This window comes from Pseudoxanthomonas sp. USHLN014, from assembly GCF_037153335.1.
Taxonomy (GTDB): Bacteria; Pseudomonadota; Gammaproteobacteria; order Xanthomonadales; family Xanthomonadaceae; genus Pseudoxanthomonas_A; species Pseudoxanthomonas_A winnipegensis.
In genome coordinates this window covers 225050-246569 of record NZ_JBBCKO010000008.1, presented here as the reverse complement: position 1 = coordinate 246569, position 21520 = coordinate 225050, and the positions used below count along the sequence as shown (strand labels likewise).

Below are 21520 nucleotides of genomic sequence, written 5' to 3'. Positions count from 1 at the left end.
TCGGAAGACGGGGCACGGGGCCCAAACTCGCTTCGCTCAAACAGGGCCCCTCTTCGGCCCCGTCTTCCTGCGATGCTCGGCTCGCTTTACGGCTCAGACAGGTAAAGCAACAGCACGGCCAAGACAACAGCAACAGCAACAGCAACAGCGCAGCAACGGCAACAGCCCGGCAACGGGAATGGCGGGCTGAGCCCCTCAAGGCAGGGGCCACAGCCCACAGGCTAAAATGCCCCCATGACCTTCGACATCCGCGCCATCACCCTCGACCTGGACGACACCCTGTGGCCGTTCGCCCCGATCGGTGAGCGCATCGAACGCAAGCTGCACGCCTGGCTGGAAGCCCACAGCCCCGCCACCGCACGCCAGTTCCCGATCGAGGTCATGCGCGGGCTGCGCACGCAGGTCACCGCCGACAACCCGCACCTGATCCACGACCTCTCGGCGCTGCGCAAGCTGACCCTGGAACACGCCCTGCGCCACAGCGGGGCCGACCTGGCGCTGCTCGATCCCGCGTTCGAGATCTTCTATGCCGAGCGCAACCGGGTCGAGTGCTATCCCGACGCCGTCGAGGCGCTGACGCGGATCGCCGCGCGCGTGCCGGTGGCGGCGCTGACCAACGGCAATGCCGACCTGGCGCGCTGCGGGCTGGACCAGCACTTCGTGTTCCAGCTGGGCGCACGCGAACACGGCGCGGCCAAGCCGGAGGCGAGCATCTTCCACGCCGCCTGCGTGCGCCTGGCGCTGCCGCCCGAACAGGTGCTGCACGTGGGCGACCACGCGGTGATGGATGCGGCCGGCGCCATGCGCGCGGGCCTGCGCGCGGCCTGGCTCAACCGCGAGGGCGCGCCCTGGCCGCTGCACGAGCCGCGGCCGGATCTCGAATTTTCCACGCTCACCGCGCTGGCCGACTGGCTCGACGCGCATCTGGACGACAAGGACTCCGCCGCCGCATGAGTGCTCCCGCCTTTCTCGACGCCCGCACCGACCAGGTGCGCCCGCTGCATGTGCTGCAGCGCGAGCAGTTCGGCGGCTGGTGCGCGCAGCAGCCGCCGGCGGTGGCCGCGTGGCTGCAGGCGCAGGGCTTCAGCGCCGCGCCGGGCACGCTGGCGCTGCTGCCGGGCGAGGCCGGTGTGGCCGGCGCGGTGCTGGGCATCGCCGACGCGGGCGATCCGCTGTCCTACGGCCACGCGCCGACGGGCCTGCCCGCCGGCAGCGCCTGGGAGGTGGTGAGCGCGCTCTCGGCCGACGCGCGCGCGGCGCTGGAACTGGGCTGGGGCCTGGGCGCCTATCGCTTCGACCGCTACAAGACCGCCACGCGCACGCCGGCCCGGCTGCTGCGCGAAGCGGCCGACGCGCGCACCGACGCCCTACTGGCGGCCTGCCTGCGCGTGCGCGACCTGGTCAACACGCCGACCCAGGACATGGGCCCGGACGAGCTGGAAGCGGTCGTGCGCCAGATCGGCGCCGAGCATGGCGCGCAGGTCGAGGCGATCACCGGCGACGCGCTGCTGGCGCAGAACTTCCCCGCGATCCACGCGGTGGGCCGCGCCTCGCACCGCGCCCCGCGCCTGATCGCGCTGCGCTGGGGCGCCGAGGATGCGCCGAAGGTGTCGCTGGTCGGCAAGGGCGTGTGTTTCGACACCGGCGGGCTGGACCTCAAGCCGGCCGACGGCATGCGCAACATGAAGAAGGACATGGGCGGCGCGGCGCACGCGATCGCGCTGGCCGAGCTGGTCATGCGCCAGCGCCTGCCGGTGCGCCTGACCCTGCTGGTGCCGGCGGTGGAGAACGCGATCGGTCCCGATGCGTTCCGCCCCGGCGAGATCATCGCCACGCGCACCGGGGTGAGCGTGGAGATCGACAACACCGACGCCGAAGGCCGCGTGATCCTGGGCGATGCGCTGGCCCATGCCGGCGAAGACAAGCCCGAGGTGCTGCTGGACTTCGCCACGCTCACCGGCGCGGCGCGCATCGCGCTGGGGCCGGAGCTGCCGGTGCTGTTCTCCAACGACGACGCGCTGGCCAACGCCTGGCTGGCCGCCGGCGAGCGCACGCGCGATCCGCTGTGGCGCCTGCCGCTGTGGCGGCCGTACCTGCGCTATCTGACCAGCCACGTGGCCGACCTGGCCAACGCCGGCTCGCGCATGGCCGGCGCGGTGACCGCGGCGCTGTATCTGGAGCGCTTCGTCCCGGCCGGCACGCCGTGGGCGCATCTGGACGTGTACGCCTGGAACGACAACGATCGCCCCGGCCGCCCCGCCGGCGGCGAGGCGATGGCGCTGCGCGCGGCCTTCGAGATGCTGCGCAGCCGCTACGCGCCGTGAGCGCCGCACCTGCCACGGTGCTGGTGCTGCCGGGCTGGCAGGATTCCGGCCCGGCGCATTGGCAGTCGCGGTGGCAGGCCGCGCACCCGGACTGGAAGCGCGTGCAGCAGCGCGACTGGATGTCGCCCAGGCGCGCGGAGTGGATCGCTACGCTGGATGCCGTGGCCCAGGCCACGCAGGGCCCGCTGGTGCTGCTGGCACACAGCCTGGGGTGCATCACCGTGGCGCACTGGGCCGCCGCGCGACCGGCCGCGGCCACGCGCGTGCGCCATGCCCTGCTGGTGGCCCCGCCCGATGTCGAGCGCGCCGATCTGCCCGCCGCGCTGGCCGACTTCGCACCCGCCCCAAGCGCGGCCCTGCCCTTCCCCGCCACGCTGGCGGCCAGCCACGACGATCCCTATTGCGGCTTCGAACGCGCCCGTGCGCTGGCCGACGCCTGGGCGTGCGTGCTGTGGGACGTCGGCCCGGCGGGCCACATCAATGTCCAGGCCGGCTACGGGCCATGGCCGCAGGGCCTGGCGCGATTCCAGCGCATGTGCGTGGGCTGAGGCCCACACGCCGGCGACGGCGGTAAAAGGATCGCCGCGCCAGGCCTCTACAAGCCCGTCGCCGCTGTCGCTACACTTGCGCGCGCTGCCGGCGGCTCCCAGCCGCCCGGCCAGACGCAGGCCGCCGGTGCGTTCCGTGCCGGTGGTCGCGACCTCGCCAGCTCCGCCTTCGCACATCACGCCGCGGCCCCTGCGGGCCGACCCCGGCGATCGTCAAGTCCAGCCAGCTCTTCCGCCCATCGCCCGACGCACGGCGTTGCCCGGCGTCGGCCATCTGTTCCACGGAGAGACTGCCATGACTGCGATTCCCCCCACCGGCACGCGCCACGCGCTGCCGCCCACCCTGCTCGCCCTTGCCTGCCTGTCCGCGCTCCCCGCGCTGCTGGCGGCCCCGCCCGCGGCCGCCGCCGACGACGACGCGCGGGTCACCACGCTGGACAAGCTCCAGGTCAAGGGCGAGCGCGCCCCGGACTACACGGTGAAGACCACCGCCGCCGGCACCGGCCTGGACCTGGGCCTGCGCCAGATCCCGCAGTCGGTCAGCGTGGTGACCCAGCAGCGCATCGAAGACCAGAACCTGCAGACCATCGGCGAGGTGCTGGGCAATGTCGCCGGCGTGACCAACAGGCAGGTCGACAGCGAGCGCAACCAGTTCTACGCGCGCGGCTTCGACATCGACAACTTCCAGTTCGACGGCATCCCCACCACGATGGAGCAGGGCTGGAACTACAGCGATGCCTCGATGGACACCGCGCTGTACCAGCGCGTGGAGATCGTGCGCGGCGCCGCCGGCCTGCTCACCGGCACGGGCAATCCCTCGGCCTCGGTCAACCTGATCCGCAAGCATGCCGACAGCAACACGCTCACCGGCAGCGTGACGGTGGGCGGCGACAGTTTCGGCAGCACCCGGGCCACGGTGGACGTGACCACGCCCCTCAACGCCAGCGGCACCGTGCGGGCGCGGGCGGCGGGCAACTACACCGACCGCGACTTCAACCTCGCGCGCTACACGCAGGAAAAGACCCTGGGCTATGCGGTGCTCGACGCCGACCTGGGCGCCTCCACCAGGCTCAGTGTGGGCTACGACTGGCAGCGGAAGAACGCCGACGATGTGACCTGGGGCGGCTTCCCGGTGCTGTATGCCGACGGCACCCGGACCCGCTGGCCGCGCACGTTCAACGCCGGCGCCGACTGGGCCTACTGGAACACGACCAGCAAGCGCGCCTTCGCCAGCCTGCGGCAGGGCTTCGACAACGGCTGGTCGCTCAGGCTCAACGCCACCCACGACCGCAGCGACGGGGACAGCAAGCTGTTCTATCCCTATTACACGATCTACGGACTGGACCGCAGCAGCGGCGGCGGCGTGATCCCCTACGGGGGCTGGTACATCATCCACCGCAAGGTCGAAGGCCTCGATGCCGCCGCCGACGGCCCGTTCGCGCTGTTCGGCCGCGAACATCAGCTGATGTTCGGCACCAGCTGGAACCGCCGCCGCTATCTCAACACCGGCACCTACGACTTCAATGCCCGCATCCTGCTGCCCGACTACCACGACTGGGACGGCAGCCAGGCGCCCGAGCCGAACTGGAAGGCCCTGCAGGTCTCCGGTCGCGGCACGATCACCCAGAAGTCCGGCTATGCCGCGGTCCGCTGGTCGCTGGCCGACCCGCTGTCGCTGATCACCGGCGCGCGCTACACCCACTGGACCAGCGCCGGCGAGTACAACGACACGCGCAGCAAGACCATTCCCTACGCGGGCCTGGTGTGGGACATCGACCCGACCTGGTCGGCCTACGCCAGCTATACCGGCATCTTCAATCCGCAGACCGCGCGCGATGCGCAGAACCGCTTCCTGGCGCCGAAGCTGGGCAAGAGCTACGAACTGGGCGTCAAGGCGGGCTGGTTCGAGGACGCGCTCACCGCCTCGCTGGCGGTCTACCGCACCGCGCAGGACAACTTCCCGGTCTCCACCGGCCTGTACAACACCGCGGGCAATGCGATCTCGCTGCCTGCGGACGTGGTCAGCCGCGGCTACGAGCTGGAGGTCAACGGCCGTCTGGCGGCGGGCTGGAACGCGACCTTCGGCGTCTCGCGCAACCTGATGCGCAATGCCCACGACGACAGCACGCCGGTGCCCTACCTGCCCACGACCACGCTCAAGCTGTTCACCAGCTATACCGCCCAGGGCGGTCCGCTGGACGGCCTGACCGTGGGCGGCGGGGTGAACTGGCAGAACCGCATCTACAACGATCGGGTGGTCTACGTCACCGCGCCGGTGGCCCGCTCGGCGCGCATCGACCAGGGCGCCTACGCGCTGCTGAGCCTGTTCGGCCGCTATCGGATCACCCAGGCGGTGGCCGTGCAGTTGAACCTGGACAACGTGCTGGACAAGCGCTACGTCACCCAGATCGCGTCCGCCTATGGCGGCTGGGGTGCGCCGCGCAGCGGCACGCTCAGCCTGACCTGGGCGTTCTGATCCGGGCGGCCGTGCGCACTGCGCCACGGTGCGCACGGCCAAATGGGCGCTGCAGCCAGCCCCTGCCGGGCCATGCGCGAGGCCTAGAGCTGGCTGCCTTCGTTGAGCTTGCTGATCGCCTGGACCAGGCCCCGCATCAGCTCGGGGGATGGCGCAAGCCGCCGTGGCACGCTGCTTGGGTGGGAGCAGATATCTCCACAGATCTCCCAACAGCCTGGGTGTAGAGCGGAGCTTGCTCCGCTGCGCTTCGGCCGGATCATCGGGACAGCCGCAGCGGAGCGAGCTCCGCTCTACAGGTGGGAGCAGATGTCTCCACAGCTCTCGCAGCAGCCTGGGTGTAGAGCGGAGCTTGCTCCGCTGCTCTTCGTTCGGTTCGTGGGGAAAGCCCCAGCGGAGCAAGCTCCGCTCTACAGGTAGGAGCCGCCCACAGGATCAGGCTCACACCCGAGGCAGCGCTCAGGCCGAGCGGACGGCGCGCGGGTCGTGGCTGCTTTCGACGCGGTTGCGGCCCTGCGCCTTGGCGCGATACAGGGCCTGGTCGGCGCTGCGCAGCAGGGCCTCGGGCTCCTGGCCATCGTGCGGGAAGCAGGCCAGGCCGATCGACACCGTCACCGGCGGCAGGTCCTTGCCCAGATGCGGCACGCGCATGGCCTCGACCGCGGCGCGGATCTGCTCGGCGCGCTCGGCCGCGGCCTGCGGCGTGGACTCGGGCAGGATCAGGGTGAACTCCTCGCCGCCATAGCGGCAGGCGATGTCCTCCTGCCGCGACAGCTGCTGCAGCAGCTGGCCGAATCCGGCCAGCAGCGCGTCGCCGCCCGGGTGGCCGTGGGTGTCGTTGAAGCGCTTGAAGTGATCCAGGTCCAGCATCATCAGCGCCAGCGGCAGGCCACGGCGCGCGCAGCGCGCCAGTTCGCGCGCCAGCGACTCTTCCAGATAGCGCCTGTTGAACAGGCCGGTCAGTGGCTCGCGGATGGACTGGATGCGCAAGCGTTCCTGCAGCTCCAGGTTGGACAGCGCCATGGCCAGCTGCTCGGCCGCGGTCTCGATCAGCTGCACGCGCGCCAGGAAAGCGGCGTCGTCCGCGGAGACATACAGGAACCCCAGCTGCTGGCCCTGCGCCATGAGCGGGATGCAGGCGGTGGCGCCGGCGTCGCCCTCGATATGGTGGCAGCGCAGTGTGCCCGGACCCTGCACCAGCTGCGGTTGGCCGCGGCGCAGCGCCCAGCAATCGTCGGGCGTCAGCATCGCCGCGCTGGCGGCGCTCGGCGTGCCCCAGCCGCCCATCGCCTCGGCGTAGTCCTGCGAGGCGCGGATGCGATAGATGCTGCCGCCGGTGCCCGGCATCAGCTGCGTCATGACCTCGCAGGTCAAGGCCAGCGCCTCCTCCACGCGCACGCAGCTCTGCAGCATGTTGGCGAAGTGGCTGAGCACGCGCAGGTCGCCGCTGGTGTGCTCCAGCTCGGCCACGGTGGCCTCCAGGCGCGCGTTGCTTTGCTGGATCCGGCGCTCGGCGCGGCGGCGGCCGCGGATCTCGCGCACCATCAGCGCATAGACCATGGCGATGACCAGGATGCCGATCGGGATGCCGGCGATCGCCAGGATGCGCAGCAGCGTGGCGCTCTCGTCGCTGGAGGCGGCGCGTTCGACCAGCAGCGCGCGCTCGGCGTCGCCCATCGTCCGCGCCTGGCGGCGGATGGCATCGGAGGTCAGACGCGCCTGCGTGTCGATGGTCGCCTGCGCGGCGGCCAGGCCCTGCTGCTGGTAGATCTGCACCACCGCGTCGGTCTGACGCAGGCGCTGGTCGATCAGCGTGCGCAGCTGGGTGACGCGCTGCTCCTGCGGGCCGTTGTCGCGCACCAGCGCGCCGAGCGCGGCGAACAGCTGCGGAATCTGCGCCTTGCCGGTCTGGTAGTCGGCCAGGTAACCGACCTGGCCGGTCAGCAGATAGCCGCGTTCGGCCGATTCGGCCTCGCGCAGGCGCGCCTCGATCTCATCGATGCGCGCCATCACCTCGTGGGTGTGCGAGACCCAGCGCGCATCGGTGGCGAAGCGGTCGGCGCCGCGCAGGATGCCCCAGCCGATCAGGACGAAGATCATGGCCGCCAGCAGCGGGCCGATCTGGTTGACGAGGCGGTTCTTGGACAGCATGCGCGGCGTGGGCGGGACGACGCGCCATGGTAGCGGGCAGGCGCGATGCGATTGCGTGCAAAAGGATTACGCGCGTCGCAGTTTTCGATTCGGGCGCAGGCGCCCGGCCCGTCGCGCCTGGTCGATCAGAGCCAGCCCTTCTGCCTGGCCACGCGGAAGGCTTCGATGCGGTTGCCCACGCCGAGCTTGCTGATCGCCTCGGACAGGTAGTTGCGCACCGTGCCATGCGAAAGGCGCAGCTGCCTGGCGATGTCGGTGGCGCTGGCGCCGTCGCCGGCCAGGCGCAGCACCTGGCGCTCGCGCTCGTTGAGCGGATCGCGCTCGGACCAGGCTTCCAGTGCCAGCTCCGGGGCGATGGCGCGGCCGCCGCGATGCACGCTGCGCAGCGCCTCGGCCAGGTGTTCGGGCGGCGCGTCCTTGAGCAGGTAGCCGGCCACGCCGGCGTCCAGCGCGCGGCGCAGGAAGCCGGGCCGGGCGAAGGTGGTGACGATCACCACGCGCGTGGCCAGGCCGTGGCGCTGCACGCGCTGGGCCAGCTCCAGGCCGGACAGGCCGGGCATCTCGATGTCGGTGACCAGCACGTCGGGCGTGAGCCGCTGCAGGGCGCGCCAGGCGGCTTCGCCGTCGGCCGCCGCTTCGAGTACGTCGATGTCGTCCTCCAGCCGCAGCAGGGCGGCCAGCGCGCCGCGCACCATGGCCTGGTCTTCGGCCAGCAGGACGCGGATCACGGCAGAGGGCGCTGGGTGGGCATGGCGGGATTCTATATGGGGAGGCTTCATCGCCGCCGCTGCGGCGCCCCCCCTGTAGAGCGGAGCTTGCTCCGCTGAGGCTTTCCCGATCGATTCTGGCCAAAGCGCAGCGGAGCAAGCTCCGCTCTACAGGGGGGCTGCGATTTGATTTGAAGGGACCGTTGCGCCCGCGGTGGAGTCTTCGGCGAATGCGGGGGAGGCGCAGGGCACGTGCGCCAGCACGGTGGTGCCGTGGCCGCGCACGCTGTCCACCTGCAGCGTGCCGCCGAGGGCCTGCACGCGGGCGCGCATGCCGTCCAGGCCGTTGCCCGGCACCAGCGCGCCGCCGCGACCGTCGTCGTGGATGCGCAGGGTCAGCGCCTGGTCCTGCGCGGCCACGGCGATGTGCACCGTGCGCGCCCGCGCATGCCGCTGCACGTTGGTCACCGCCTCGCGCAGCACCATGGCGAAGGCGTTCTCCACCGCCGGCGGCAGCGGCGTGCCGTCGACCCGGTAGTCCATCGCGATGCCATCGGTTTCCAGCAGCAGCTTGGCCGAGGCCAGCTCGGCGGCCAGCTGCGCCGAGCGGATGCCGCTGACCGCGCGCCGCACCTGGGCCAGCGCCTCGCGCGCGACGCGGCTGACTTCGTCCATCTCCACGCGCGCGGCGCGCGGGTCGCGCTCGACCAGGCGCGCGGCCAGGTCGGACTTCAGCGCCACCAGCGACAAGGTGTGGCCGAGCAGGTCGTGCAGGTCGCGGCCGATGCGTTCGCGCTCGGCCACGGCGGCCAGGCGGCGGACCTCGTCGTGGCTCAGGCGCAGGGCCGAATCCTTGCGCTGGTTGATCTGCTGCACAGCGATCACCACCCCGGTGCCGATGGTGGAGATCGGCAGCCACAGCAGGATCTGCCAGGGGTAGCCGACCAGCAGCGCGCACGCCAGGAACGCGGCGTTGAGCACCAGCATGACTCCCAGGTAGCGCACGAACGCGTGCCGCCCCTCCACCCGCAGCGTCAGACAGCCGAAGATGAAATAGCTGATGGCCGAGGGATACACCGCGCACAGCGCCGAGGCCATCGCCACCATGCCCAGCGCGGCGATGTTTGCCCGGCGGCGCGCCGAAACCATCGTCAGCGTGTACAGCAGCAGGAACAGCGGATACGACACCAGCGTGCACAGCCACCAGGTCGCGGTAAAGCCGTGAGGCTCGAACACCGGCACCACGAACACCCAGGCCGACCAGATCAGGTGGACCGCCTCGGTCCATGGCGACTTGCCCTGCGCGATCTGTTCGGCGGCACGCGAGCCCGGCGCGGGCCGCAGCCATGCAGGAACGGGAAAGGTCATGGGGTCAGGTCCTGAACGAAGCCACGATCTTGCCACCACAGGCGCCGGGACTTCATGCCCGACGCAGCCGGCGCCGGGCGAGCGCGAAGCACACCGCCGCGAACGCGGCCAGCACGCCTGCATGCACCAGCACCGCACCGCCATCGTCCATTCCCACGCCCTTCAACGCCAGCTGGCCCAGGTGCCAGGCCGGCCACAGCGGCGCGAGCTTGGTAAAGAAGCCCGGCAGCATCGACAGCGGCAGCCACAGGCCGGACAGCAGCGACATCGGCAGGTAGATCATGTTGACCACCGCCGGGGCGCCGCTGCCGCCGACCAGGGCGCCGACCAGCAGGCCCAGCGCGCAGAACGGCAGCACGCCCAGCACGTCCACCGTCAGCAGGGCGGCCACCTGCGTGGGCGTCAGCTGCACACCGCCCAGCACGGTGCCGACGATCAGCAGCAGCACGCCGACGCACAGCGCGAAGACCATGGCCATGAGCATGCGCGCGGCCAGCGGCGCGCCCGGCGGCACCGGCAGCGCGCGCTTGAGGGTGAGCAGGCCGCGTTCGCGGTCCAGCGCCAGGCTGACGCCGAAGCCGAACAGGCCCGGCCCCATCACCCCGAACACGCTGTAGCTGGCCATCAGATAGCGCTTGGCCTCGGCGTTGCCATGGTTGAGCAGCACACCGAACAGCAGATAGAACATCAGCGGAAACAGCAGCGTGGGCAGCACGAAGGAGCGCGTGCGCAGCAGCCGCAGCGCCTCGAAGCGCGCCTCGTTGGCATACAGCCGCAGCGTGGACGGCGCGGTGGCGGTGATGGCGTTCATGCGGCCTCCCGGCCTTGGGTGATGGCGAGGAAGGCGTCGGCCAGGCCGGCGCGGCGCACTTCCAGTTCGTCCAGCTGCGGATCGGCGGCGAGCAGGCGCGCGACGATGGGCTCGGCCGGTTCGGCCTGGATCTCCAGGACCTGCCCGTCGTGGCGCACCGCGTGCACGCCGGGCCAGCGGGCGATCTCCGCCGCCGGCACACGCGTGCGGGCGCGGATGCAGCGCTGCAGCACGCGGCCGCGCAGCTCGGCCACGCTGCCGCGCGCGACGATGTGCCCGGCTTGCAGCACCGCGACCTCGTCGGCCAGCGCCTCGGCCTCCTCCAGGTAGTGGGTGGTCAGCAGCACGGCGCAGCCGGCCGCGGCGCGGGCGCGGATCGCCGCCCACAGCTGGCGCCGTGCCTGGATGTCCAGGCCGGTGGTGGGCTCGTCCAGGAACAGCACCTCGGGCCGGCCGCAGATGGCCAGGGCGAACTGCACGCGCCGCTGCTGCCCGCCCGACAGCCGGCCGTAGCGGCGCGGCAGCAGGCCGTCCAGGCCGGCGATGGCCACGCAGTCGGCCACGCTCAGCGGGCAGGCGTAGTAGCCGCGCGTCTGCGCGATCAGCTCGCCGACGGTGAGCGCTTCGGGCAAGGCGGCGCTCTGCAGCATCACGCCGACCCGGCGCCGCGCGCTCAGTGCATCGGGATCGTGTCCGAACAGCAGCGCCTGCCCGGCGTCGGGCCGCTGCAGGCCGAGCAGCAGGGCCACGCTGGTGCTCTTGCCGGCGCCGTTGGGGCCGAGCAGCGCCAGCACCTGGCCGGGCCGCAGCGCCAGGTCGACGCCGTCGAGCGCGACCAGCGCGCCATAGCGGGCATGCGCGCCGAGCAGGGCCGCGGGTGCCGGTGAAGCCGGATCGAGAGGAATGACGGGCATGGGACGTATCAGCCATTACCGGAAGGTGCGGTTAGCCTGCGCCGTCATGCGCGGGTCCGGCAGTGGCGTCGATCAGCCATTGCGGATGACAGCTGTCACTGGCCGCAGGGCCCACGCGCCGCGCATGCTGCGCCCCGACCGCAGGCAGGTTGTGACTTCCGGCAACTTGGTACGAATCACCCGGTCTGGTCACACTTGCGCCTCAACGACGTCATCGATGGATCCATGAACGCCTCAGCCGAACTGCTCAAGGAGCTGCGCATCGATCGCAGCAAGACACCGCCGCCGGCGCCCTCGCGCAAGGGCGTGTGGATCGCGCTGCTAGTCGTGCTGGTGTTGCTGGTGCTGGCGACCGCCGCGTGGTTCGCGCTCGGTCGGGCCAAGCCGGTGCAGGTGCGCACGGCCACGGTCGCGGCGATGACCGGCGGCGCCGACGCGCCGGCCTCGGTGCTGGACGCCACCGGCTATGTGGTCGCGCGGCGCACGGCCACCGTCTCGGCGCAGATCACCGGCCGGGTCGAGGAGGTGATGATCGAGGAAGGCCAGCGCGTGGAGGCCGGCCAGATCCTGGCGCGCCTGGACCCGATCAACGCCGATGCCGAAAAGCGCCTGGCGCAGTCCCAGCTCTCCTCCTCGCAGAGCCAGGTGCAGAACGTGCAGGCGCAGCTGACCCGGGCCGAGGCCGAGGCCCGGCGCCTGGATGCGCTGGTGAATCAGCAGCTGGTCTCGCGCTCGCAGTACGACCAGCAGGTCGCCGAGCGCGATGCGCTGCGCGCCCAGCTGGAGACCGCGCGCCGCAACGTGCAGGTCGCCCGCGACCAGCTGAAGATCTCCAGCATCGGCAAGGACTACACCGTGGTGCGCGCGCCCTTCGCCGGGGTGATCACCGCCAAGGCGGCCCAGCCCGGCGAGATCGTCTCGCCGCTGTCGGCCGGTGGCGGCTTCACCCGCACCGGCATCGGCACCATCGTGGACATGGATTCGCTGGAGGTCGAGGTGGACGTGGGCGAGGCCTACATCGGCCGCGTGCAGCCCAAGATGCCGGTGGTGGCCACGCTCAACGCCTATCCGGACTGGAAGATCCCGGCCGAGGTGATCGCCGTGATCCCCACCGCCGACCGCGGCAAGGCCACGGTCAAGGTGCGCATCGCGCTGAAGGTCAAGGACCCGCGCATCGTGCCGGAAATGGGCGTCAACGTGAGCTTCCTGGAGGCCGCGCCCAAGGCCGACGCACCGGCGCCGCAGGGCGTGCGCGTACCGGCCGCGGCGGTGGTGGAGCGCGATGGCGTACCGGTGGCCTTCGTCGTCGAGGGCGACAAGGTCCAGCGCCGCACGCTCAAGCCCGGCCAGACGCTGGCCAGCGAGCGCCAGATCCTCGATGGCCTGCGGGCCGGCGAGCAGGTGGTGCTCGATCCACCGGCCACGCTCAAGGACGGCGACAGCGTCGCGGTCGGCGACGGCGCACCGGCGTCCTGAGGTCTTCGAGTTTCAGGCGGCGGGCGATGTCGAACCCCGCCGCGCACGACCGTCGTTGCAATCGAGCAAGACCGGCGCAGCAGGCGCCGGACCGCACGCGAAAGGCGCCACGCGCCTTGCGCCTGTTTTCTTCTGCCCGGGCCTTGGCCCGCATCCACACGAGGCATCGCCATGACGTCCCTGGTTTCGATCCGCAACCTCACCAAGACCTACCAGCGCGGCCCGGAAAAGGTGCACGTGCTGCACGGCCTGGACCTGGACATCACCGCCGGCGACTTCGTCGCGCTGATGGGGCCGTCCGGCTCGGGCAAGACGACCCTGCTCAATCTGATCGGCGGACTGGATTCGCCGACCTCGGGCGAGATCCAGATCGAAGGCGAGCACATCGAGCGGCTCAGCGGCGGCCAGCTGGCCAACTGGCGCAGCCGGCATGTGGGCTTCGTGTTCCAGTTCTACAACCTGATGCCGATGCTCACCGCGCAGAAGAACGTCGAGCTGCCGCTGCTGCTGACCGACCTGTCGGCCGCCGACCGCAAGCGCCGCGCGCAGATCGCCCTGACCCTGGTGGGCCTGGCCGAGCGCCGCGACCATCGCCCCAACGAGCTCTCCGGCGGCCAGCAGCAGCGCGTGGCCATCGCCCGGGCCATCGTCTCCGACCCGACCTTCCTGATCTGCGACGAACCCACCGGCGATCTGGACCGCGCCTCGGCCGAGGAAGTGCTGACCCTGCTGCAGCTGCTCAATCGCGACCACGGCAAGACCATCATCATGGTCACCCACGATCCCAAGGCCGCCGAGTACGCCACCCATACGGTGCACCTGGACAAGGGCGAGTTGGTCGATGCGCTCGAGCACTGAGCGATGAAACCCGGCGCGGGCCGTGCGCGAACGCAATCGCGCGCCGAGGCCCGTGCCGCACGACGCATCCACGCGCTTCTCCCTTAGCCCTCCTCGCCTCACGAGGTCCGTCATGAAATATCTCTCCCTGGTCTGGGCGCAGCTGTTCCGCAGCAAGACGCGCACCTTCCTGACCCTGCTCAGCGTGGTCGCCGCGTTCCTGCTGTACGGGATGCTCGACTCGGTGCGCGTGGCGTTCAATTCCGGCGGTTCGGTCGATGGCGCCAACCGCCTGATCGTCGCCTCGCGCCTGTCCATCACCCAGACCCTGCCGCTCAACCTGGAGCAGAAGATCAAGCAGGTCCAGGGGGTCAAGGACGTGACCTATGCGATGTGGTTCGGCGGCATCTACCGCGACCCGAAGGACTTCTTCCCCAACTTCTCGGTCGCGCCCAATTACTTCGACCTCTACCCCAACCTGCAGCTGCCGCCCGCGCAGCTCAAGGCCTTCCAGACCACGCGCACCGGCGCGGTGGTGGGCGAGACGCTGGCCAACAAGTTCGGCTGGAAGCTCGGCGACACCATCCCGCTGCAGGCCACCATCTTCCCGCGCGGCGGCAGCAACGACTGGCCGCTGCAGCTGGTGGGCATCTTCCGTGCCAAGGACCGCAGCACGGCGGCCAACGAGGAGAACCAGCTGGTGATGAACTGGAAGTACTTCGATGAGTCCAACGACTACATCAAGAGCCAGGTCAGCTGGTACACGGTCACGCTCAACGACCCGGACGACGCCTCGCGCGTGGCCCAGGCCATCGACGCGCTGTCGATGAACTCCGACCACGAGACCAAGTCGCAGACCGAGTCGTCCTGGCAGCAGGCCTTCGTCAAGCAGTTCGCCGACATCGGCCTGATCGTCACCTCGATCATGGGCGCGGTGTTCTTCACCCTGCTGCTGCTGACCGGCAACACCATGGCCCAGGCCGTGCGCGAGCGCGTGCCGGAGCTGGCCACGCTCAAGACGCTGGGCTTCCAGGACCGCACGATGCTGTGGCTGGTGCTGGTCGAATCGCTGCTGCTGATCGGCCTGGGCGGGGCGATCGGCCTGGGGCTGGCGGCGGGCATCCTGCCCGCGCTGGCGGCCAAGGCCGGCGGCATGCTGCCGGCGCGCGTGCCCGGCCAGACCTGGGCCATCGGCGCGGGCCTGGTGGTGGTGATCGGGCTGGTGGTGGGCGTGCTGCCGGCGCTACGCGCCAGCCGCCTGAAGATCGTCGATGCACTGGCCGGCCGCTGAAGGAGCGCACGCATGAAACGCAAGCAGGGGTTGTGGAATGCGCTGACCATCGGCGCACTGGTGGTGGCCATCGGCGTCTGGGTGGCGCTGCCGTGGTTTCTCGTGTTGGCGCTCGCGGCGCTGCTGGGGCTGTGGCTGGGGCTGACCCGCACCGGCCGCCTGGCGCTGCAGGCCACGCGCATCGGCGTGGCCAGCCTGCCCCAGCGCTGGGGCGCGGCCTCGGTGATCGTGGTCGGCATCGCCGGCGTGGTCGCGGTGCTGGTGGCGATGCTGGCGATGGGCAACGGCTTCCAGGCCCAGCTCAACGGCACCGGCGATGAGACCAGCGCCATCGTGCTGCGCGGCGGCTCGCAGGCCGAGGCCAACTCGGTCATCACCCGCGACCAACTGCCGCTGATCGGCCGCCTGCCCGGCATCGCACGCGATGCCAACGGCCGGCCGCTGGTCTCGGCCGAGCTGTCGCAGGTGGTCGCGCTGCCGTCCAAGTCCGATGGTTCGGACACCAATGTGCAGGTGCGCGGCGTGGGCGAGGAAGCCTGGGCCGTGCACGAGCGCATGCGGATCATCCAGGGCCGGCGCTTCAAGCCGGGCATGCGCGAGCTGGTGGTCGGCCAGGGCGCGCTGCATCAGTTCGGTGGACTCTCGGTCGGCCAGCCGCTGAAGCTGGGCAACCAGCAGTGGCAGGTGGTCGGCGTGTTCGCCTCCGGTGATGCGCACGACTCGGAGCTGTGGGCCGATGCGGAAACCCTGGCCAGCGCCTACAACCGCCGCGCCTACCAGTCGGTGACCGTCAGGACCGAGGGCAAGGCCGGCTTCGAGCAGTTCAGGGCCGCCATGGCCGGCGATCCGCGCCTGAAGCTGGACGTGGAGACCACGCGCGCCTACTACGCAAAGCAGGGCGGCGGCCTCAACAAGCTGCTGACCATCCTGGGCACGGTGATCGGCGCGATCATGGCGGTGGGCGCGGTGTTCGGCGCGCTCAATACGATGTATGCGGCGGTAGCCGCCCGCGCCCGCGAGATCGCCACCATGCGCGCGATCGGGTTCCGCGGCCTGCCGGTGGTGACCGCGGTGATGCTGGAAACCATGCTGCTGGCGCTGCTGGGCGGGCTGCTGGGTGGCGCGCTGGCGTGGCTGCTGTTCAACAACTACAGCGTGTCCACGCTGGGGCAGAACTTCAGCCAGGTGGTGTTCCAGTTCAAGGTCTCCGCGCCACTGCTGTGGAGCGGGCTGAAGTGGGCGCTGGCGATCGGGCTGGTGGGCGGGCTGTTCCCGGCCCTGCGCGCGGCGCGCCTGCCGATCACCCAGGCGCTGCGCGAGGTCTGAGGGCTGCTTCCGTCATGAGCGCTTGGAGGCGGTGAGGTCACCGCCGGCGCAGCGGAAGGGGTGGCGTGGCGTCGCCGGCGGTCTGGCCATCGACGCCTGCAGTCGATCAGACAGGGCGGTCACCGCGCAGCGTCGGCGCGGTGACCGTCTCCCCGCACGCAAGCCGCCTGTCTGAACCCACGACAGCTGTCATGCGAATGTCACGCCGGTGCGATAGCGCGCCCGCCGGCGTCGGCGTTAGGCTGCGCCGCCGTTCGCTGTCTTCCCCACGCCGATGTCCCGCCTGCTTGTGCTGGTGCTCGCCTGCTGCGTCTGGCTGGTCGCCTGCATCCCGCCCAACTCGACCTCGCTCAGCACCCGCATCGTCGCGCCCGGTGGCGTGTCGCCGTTGCTGGATGCCCCGCGCATCGAGGGGCTGATGGCGCGCCTGCCCACCCGCAGCGGCAAGCTGCCGGGGCAAGGCGGCGTGCCGATCTACTGGCGCGCGCTGGACCCGGGCGACTACCGGCTGGACTACCGCTACACCGGCAACCCGGACGGCAGCGCGCTGCAGCAGGTGGCCTTCAATGTGGACTTCGTGCGGCCGCAGGCGCCGGCCGCCCCGCGCGGCACGGTGGTGCTGCTGCACGGCTGGATGATGGACGGCGACTCGCTGATGCCCTGGGCGCTGCAGCTGGCCCAGGCCGGCTACCGCACCATCACCCTGGACCTGCGCAACCACGGCCGCTCCGGCAGCGGCCCGGCCGGCTACGGCACGCGCGAAGGACAGGACGTGGCGCGCGTGGTCGCGCAGCTGCGCCAGCGCGGCGAGATCGCCGGACCGCTGTACTTGTTCGGCGTGTCCTACGGCGCGGCCACGGCGATCTTCGCCGCGCACGACCTGGGCCCCCAGGTGGCCGGCGTGGTGGCGATGGAATCCTTCGCCAACGCCGGCCGCGGCATCCGCGACATGGTCCCGCACATGCTGGCCGCGCGGCCGGACACGTGGAAGTCCGCCGCGACCACGCTGATCGCGCAGGCCACCTATGGCCGACAGAACCTCGACGCGGTGATCGCCGCGGCCGACGCACAGCTGGGGCTCAACCTGGACGATGTCGACGTCGCCGGCGCCCTGCGCGCCACGCCGGCCTGCGTGCTGATCGTCCATGGCACCAACGACCACCACATCCCGGTCGCGCACGGGCGCATGCTCGCCGCCGCCGCGCCGCGCGATCGCTATCTGGAAGTCCCGGGCGAAACCCATCTGAGCCTGCCGATGCGCCTGGACCGTCTGGCGCCGACGGTGGACGCCTGGTTCACCGCCACCGCCACCCCCGCCTCGCGCTGCCCCGTGCCCGAGGCGCTGACCCCGCCGCTGCCGATCGATGCACTGACGGCGCAGCGCTGAAGGCGAAAAGCCGAAGGCCGCCGCGGGGGCGATGAGGCCTTCCCATCACGCCGCATCACTGTCTGCCCGGCAGGGCCAGTTGCGAAGCGAAAGCCCTGCATCGCCGGAGCCGCCCTTGTGGCCTTTTCGGCCAATGGCGGCGATGGGCTCCACCGGCAAAGCACTTCGCCGCCGTGGGCCAAAAAGCCATAAGGACGGCTCCCACCTGTAGAGCGGAGCTTGCTCCGCTGCTCTTCGTTCAGTTCGTGGGAAAGCCCCAGCGGAGTCCCCAAGAGGGGATTGCCACAAGCTCCGCTCTACAGGCAGGAAGCTGCGAGATTCGAGGAGACAGCGGCTCCCCCCAAGAAGCGGCTACTCGCTCGTAGACGGCAGCGGATCGATCAGGCCGCGCGCGGTCGCCGTGACCAGGTCCGCCGGCGTGTCCAGGTCCAACTCCAGCTCCGGCGCCGCAAGCCGGCCGACCGTCTCGGGCGCCAGCGCGTTGAGCAGCTCGCGCAGGCCGGCATCGCCCTGCGGCTGGGCCTGCGCCAGGCGCGCCAGCGTGACCACGGCGGGGATGCCGATACGCGCGCCGTGTACCGTGCCGGCGCATCCCGAATCGGACCGCGCGGCGGCCTCGAGCAGCGCCTGGAGATGCGCGGCCTCCAGCGCCGGCTGGTCGCAGGCCAGCAGCAGCACGCGCGTGGCGCCGCGCGCGTCGGTCGCCAGCGCATCGCGCGCGGCGCGCACGCTGGCGGCCAGGCCTTCGCGCCACTGGCGGTTCATCACGGTCTCCACATCGGCGGCGCGCACCGCGGCGCTGACCTGGGTCGCGCGCGCGCCGACCACCACCAGCAGGCGCAGGGGCGCGGTGGCGCGGGCAAGGCGCACGGCGCGGCAGACCAGCGGTTCGCCCGCGCGCGGCAGCAGCTGCTTGGCGCGGCCCAGGCGCCGGCTGCCGCCGGCGGCCAGCACCACGGCGATGTGGTCGCTCACGCCGTGCGGCCGTGATGCCAGGCCTGCAGCTGCGCGGCGATGCTCAGCGCGATGGCCTGCGCGCCGCGCCCGCCCAGGTCCAGCCCCACCGGCGAACGCAGCCGCGGGGCCAGCGCCTGGCGCGCCACCGGCGGCAACAGGCGGAACAGGTCCTGCTGCCGCCGCACCGGCCCGAGCAGGCCGACGAAGGGGATATCGGTCGCGGCCAGCGCTTCCAGCGCTTCTCGATCCAGTTCGAAGTTGTGGTGCATGACCAGCGCGGCGTCGGCCCCGGCCGAAGCCGGCAGCGTCAGCGCCTGGGCAGGCGCCAGGGGCCGCAGCGCATCGGCGCCGACGGCCTGCGCGTCGCCCGGCTGCCAGCGCGGGCGGCGTTCGACCAGGGTCGTGGTCCAGCCGATCTCGCGCAGCAGCGGCAGCAGCAGCGGCGTCTCCGGGCCGGCGCCCAGCACCAGCACCTGCGGCGGCGCCTGGAACAGCAACCCGATGCCCGCGGCGAGCCCGATCGGCGCAGGCGCGCAGGGCAGCGTCCAGCGCTGCGCGCCCAGCGTGACGGTCAGCTGATCGGACTTGTTCGTCTGCAGCCGCAGCGTCTGGTCCTGGCCGCCGCGCCAGGCGGCGATCGCGGTCTCCAGCCCCGGCAGCAGCGCGAGCGGCAGCAGCGTCAGCTGCAGGCGGCCGCGGCAGCCGATCGCCGAGCCGGACAGCAGGTCCTCGTCTTCGCGGGTGTCCAGTTCCAACCAGTCGGCCGCGCCGCGCTCGATCGCCGCCAGCGCGCGCACCTGGATCTCAGGCTCCAGGCAGCCGCCGCTGAGCCAGCCGACTTGGCCGCCGTGGGTATCGAACAGCGCCATCGCGCCGGCACGCACATAGGTCGAGCCGTCGGTGTCCACCACCAGCGCCAGCGCCGCGTGCGCGGGGTCGGCGCCGGCGGCGGCGTCCAGCACGTTGCGCTGCGCGTCGGCGATCTTCGGCGGGGCGGTCACGTCGTCCTTCATGGCGACCATGGTCGCGCCCGCGGGCTGACGGGGTCGTGAGGCCATCAGCCGCGCCGGCGTCCGCGCCACAGGCTGTCGCCGACGAACACGCCCAGCGCCGCCCAGATCAGGGCGAAGCCCAAGGCCCGCTCCAGCCCGAACGGCTCGCCGAACACCAGCACGCCCAGCAGCAGCTGCAGGGTCGGCGCGATGTACTGCAGCAGCCCGACCAGCGACAGCGGGATGCGCCGCACGCCGTAGGCGAAGCCCAGCAGCGGCAGCGCGGTGACCGCCCCGGCCAGCACCAGCAGCACGTCGGTGCCCAGGCTCCAGCCGTGCACGAAGGCGCCGCCGTGCCCGGCCTCGCCCCAGGCCACCAGCGCCAGCGCGGGCACGAACAGGTACACGCTCTCCATGCCCAGTCCCGACACCGCATCGACCTGCACCAGCTTGCGCAGCAGGCCATAGGCGCCGAAGCTCAGGGCCAGGCCCAGCGCGATCCAGGGCGCGCGCCCGGCCTGCCAGGTCAGCCAGGCCACGCCGGCGGCCGCGACCGCCACCGCGATCCACTGCAGCCGCGTCAGCCGCTCGCGCAGCACCAGAACGCCCAGCAGCACGTTGACCAGCGGGTTGATGAAATAGCCCAGGCTGGCCTCGACCACATGGCCGTTGTTGACCGACCAGATGTACAGTCCCCAGTTGCAGCTGATCAGCACCGAGGTCAGCGCCAGGGTGGCGCGTGCGCGCGGCTGGGCGGCGATGCGCCGCAGCCAGGCGCCGCGCTCGCGCAGGCACAGCCAGCCGACCACCAGCACCGCGCTCCAGACCACGCGGTGGGCGATGATCTGCAGCGACGGCACATGCTGCAGCAGCCGCCAGTACAGCGGGAACAGGCCCCACACCACGAACGCCCCGACCGTGGCGGCCACGCCGCGCCGGTCCAGCATCGGCGCCGCCGCGCTCATTTGCGCCGCACCTTGGCCAGCGTGATCACCACCACGCCGACCAGGATCACCGCCATCGCGCCCAGGTCGTGCGCGGTGAAGCGCTCATGCGCCAGCCACGCGCCCAGCGCCACGGCGATGACCGGATTGACGTAGGCATAGCTGCCGGCCAGCGCCGGGCGCACGTGATGCAGCAGCCAGACATAGGCGGTAAAGGCGATGACCGAGCCGAACAGCGCCAGGTAGACCACCGCCAGCACGCCCTCCAGCGGCGGCACGGCGTGCAGGCGTTCGCCGCGCAGCCAGCCGGCCAGCATGATCAGCGTGCCGCCGCACAGCATCTGCCCGGCGGCGGCCATGAAGGGCGACGGCAGGTCGCGTCCGCGCGACCACACCGAGCCGAAGGCCCAGGCCATCGGCGCCAGCAGCAGGCACACCAGCCCCTGCGGACTGGCGGTGAGCGTGCCGCCGGCGTTGAGCCACACCACCCCGGCGAAGCCCAGCATCAGGCCGAGCCACTCGATGCGCGTGGCGCGCTGGCCACGCAGCAGGCCGAACAGCCCCATCCACACCGGCACCGAGGCCACCGCCACCGCCGCCAGCCCGGAGGACACCGTGGTCTCGGCCAGCACGACCAGCGCATTGCCCATGCCCAGCAGCAGCGCGCCCATGACGACCAGGTTCTTCCACTGCGCGCGCGTCGGCGCGGCCACCCCGCGCAGGCGCAGCACGCCGAACAGCAGCGCGCCGGCGACCACGAAACGCAGGCCCGAGGTCACCAGCAGCGGCGGCACGCCGTGCTCCAGGGCGATGCGGATCCCCAGATAGGTCGACCCCCAGACCACGTAGACCAGCAGCAGCGCGGCCGGCACGGCCAGGCCGCCGGTGCGCGGAGACGTGGCGGCGTGCATCGGGGAAGACATGGGGGTTCACCACAGCGCGGGGCCGCACAGTCTAGGGCCTGCCCCGCGCCTGGCTACACCCATACCGGTGGAATCCGACGTTGCGGGCGCT

The 21520-nt window shown here is 71.6% G+C and carries 18 protein-coding genes; 9 read left to right on the top strand and 9 right to left on the bottom strand.

The annotated features are described in order from the left end of the window. Positions 1 to 234 precede the first annotated feature (234 nt). From WFQ05_RS15450 to fhuE, 4 genes are all read left to right on the top strand, one after another. Positions 235 to 954: an HAD-IA family hydrolase gene (locus WFQ05_RS15450; RefSeq protein ID WP_337054465.1), complete on the top strand. Its 720-nt coding sequence runs from the start codon at positions 235 to 237 to the stop codon at positions 952 to 954. Beyond that, positions 951 to 2324: a leucyl aminopeptidase family protein gene (locus tag WFQ05_RS15445; protein ID WP_337054464.1), complete on the top strand. Its 1374-nt coding sequence runs from the start codon at positions 951 to 953 to the stop codon at positions 2322 to 2324. The genes WFQ05_RS15450 and WFQ05_RS15445 overlap by 4 nt, the downstream gene beginning before the upstream one ends. After that, on the top strand, positions 2321 to 2872 hold the full coding sequence (locus tag WFQ05_RS15440; RefSeq protein ID WP_337054463.1) for an alpha/beta hydrolase: 552 nt from the start codon (positions 2321 to 2323) through the stop codon (positions 2870 to 2872). Before WFQ05_RS15445 ends, WFQ05_RS15440 begins: the two co-directional genes overlap by 4 nt. A 295-nt stretch (positions 2873 to 3167) precedes the next feature. Then, a complete protein-coding gene (gene fhuE / locus WFQ05_RS15435) occupies positions 3168 to 5348 on the top strand; it encodes a ferric-rhodotorulic acid/ferric-coprogen receptor FhuE (protein WP_337054462.1) in 2181 nt (726 codons plus the stop codon). A gap of 456 nt (positions 5349 to 5804) precedes the next feature. On the opposite strand, the gene WFQ05_RS15430 is transcribed toward fhuE, so the two are convergent. The 5 genes from WFQ05_RS15430 to WFQ05_RS15410 all read right to left on the bottom strand — a co-directional run bounded on the left by WFQ05_RS15430 (position 5805) and on the right by WFQ05_RS15410 (position 11296). Beyond that, the gene (locus tag WFQ05_RS15430; protein WP_337054461.1) at positions 5805 to 7496 is read right to left on the bottom strand and encodes a diguanylate cyclase; all 1692 of its coding nucleotides are present in this window, start codon (positions 7494 to 7496) and stop codon (positions 5805 to 5807) included. A gap of 125 nt (positions 7497 to 7621) precedes the next feature. Next, positions 7622 to 8224, bottom strand: coding sequence for a response regulator transcription factor (locus tag WFQ05_RS15425; protein ID WP_130516658.1), 603 nt, complete (start codon positions 8222 to 8224; stop codon positions 7622 to 7624). Positions 8225 to 8371: 147 nt separating this feature from the next. Continuing rightward, positions 8372 to 9571 carry a sensor histidine kinase gene (locus tag WFQ05_RS15420; protein ID WP_337054460.1) on the bottom strand — a complete coding sequence of 400 codons (1200 nt, stop codon included), beginning with the start codon at positions 9569 to 9571 and terminating at the stop codon, positions 8372 to 8374. A gap of 52 nt (positions 9572 to 9623) precedes the next feature. Then, positions 9624 to 10382 carry an ABC transporter permease gene (locus WFQ05_RS15415; protein WP_337054459.1) on the bottom strand — a complete coding sequence of 253 codons (759 nt, stop codon included), beginning with the start codon at positions 10380 to 10382 and terminating at the stop codon, positions 9624 to 9626. Beyond that, positions 10379 to 11296, bottom strand: a complete 918-nt coding sequence (locus tag WFQ05_RS15410) for an ABC transporter ATP-binding protein (RefSeq protein WP_337054458.1) — start codon at positions 11294 to 11296, stop codon at positions 10379 to 10381. The genes WFQ05_RS15415 and WFQ05_RS15410 overlap by 4 nt, the downstream gene beginning before the upstream one ends. A gap of 225 nt (positions 11297 to 11521) precedes the next feature. Between WFQ05_RS15410 and WFQ05_RS15405 the strand changes: the two genes are divergently transcribed. From WFQ05_RS15405 to WFQ05_RS15385, 5 genes are all read left to right on the top strand, one after another. Beyond that, positions 11522 to 12772: an efflux RND transporter periplasmic adaptor subunit gene (locus tag WFQ05_RS15405; protein ID WP_337054457.1), complete on the top strand. Its 1251-nt coding sequence runs from the start codon at positions 11522 to 11524 to the stop codon at positions 12770 to 12772. 171 nt (positions 12773 to 12943) lie between these two features. Continuing rightward, a complete protein-coding gene (locus tag WFQ05_RS15400; protein WP_130532602.1) occupies positions 12944 to 13630 on the top strand; it encodes an ABC transporter ATP-binding protein in 687 nt (228 codons plus the stop codon). 112 nt (positions 13631 to 13742) lie between these two features. Continuing rightward, complete coding sequence (locus WFQ05_RS15395) at positions 13743 to 14900, top strand: FtsX-like permease family protein (protein WP_337054456.1); 1158 nt, start codon at positions 13743 to 13745, stop codon at positions 14898 to 14900. Positions 14901 to 14912: 12 nt separating this feature from the next. After that, entirely contained in the window at positions 14913 to 16226 is a 1314-nt protein-coding gene (locus WFQ05_RS15390) for an ABC transporter permease (RefSeq protein WP_130524482.1), read from the top strand. Positions 16227 to 16500: 274 nt separating this feature from the next. Continuing rightward, positions 16501 to 17613 carry an alpha/beta fold hydrolase gene (locus WFQ05_RS15385; RefSeq protein ID WP_337054455.1) on the top strand — a complete coding sequence of 371 codons (1113 nt, stop codon included), beginning with the start codon at positions 16501 to 16503 and terminating at the stop codon, positions 17611 to 17613. 351 nt (positions 17614 to 17964) lie between these two features. Here WFQ05_RS15385 and WFQ05_RS15380 read toward each other — a convergent pair whose 3' ends face one another. Genes WFQ05_RS15380 through yedA form a run of 4 tightly spaced genes read right to left on the bottom strand, consistent with a single transcriptional unit; the run spans position 17965 to position 21429 of the window. Then, entirely contained in the window at positions 17965 to 18588 is a 624-nt protein-coding gene (locus WFQ05_RS15380) for a nucleotidyltransferase family protein (RefSeq protein WP_337054454.1), read from the bottom strand. Continuing rightward, entirely contained in the window at positions 18585 to 19628 is a 1044-nt protein-coding gene (locus tag WFQ05_RS15375; protein ID WP_337054453.1) for an XdhC family protein, read from the bottom strand. Before WFQ05_RS15375 ends, WFQ05_RS15380 begins: the two co-directional genes overlap by 4 nt. Beyond that, entirely contained in the window at positions 19628 to 20527 is a 900-nt protein-coding gene (gene rarD, locus WFQ05_RS15370; protein WP_130536104.1) for an EamA family transporter RarD, read from the bottom strand. Before rarD ends, WFQ05_RS15375 begins: the two co-directional genes overlap by 1 nt. Then, positions 20524 to 21429: a drug/metabolite exporter YedA gene (gene yedA, locus WFQ05_RS15365; RefSeq protein WP_337054452.1), complete on the bottom strand. Its 906-nt coding sequence runs from the start codon at positions 21427 to 21429 to the stop codon at positions 20524 to 20526. The genes rarD and yedA overlap by 4 nt, the downstream gene beginning before the upstream one ends. Between the last annotated feature and the right edge of the window lie 91 nt (positions 21430 to 21520).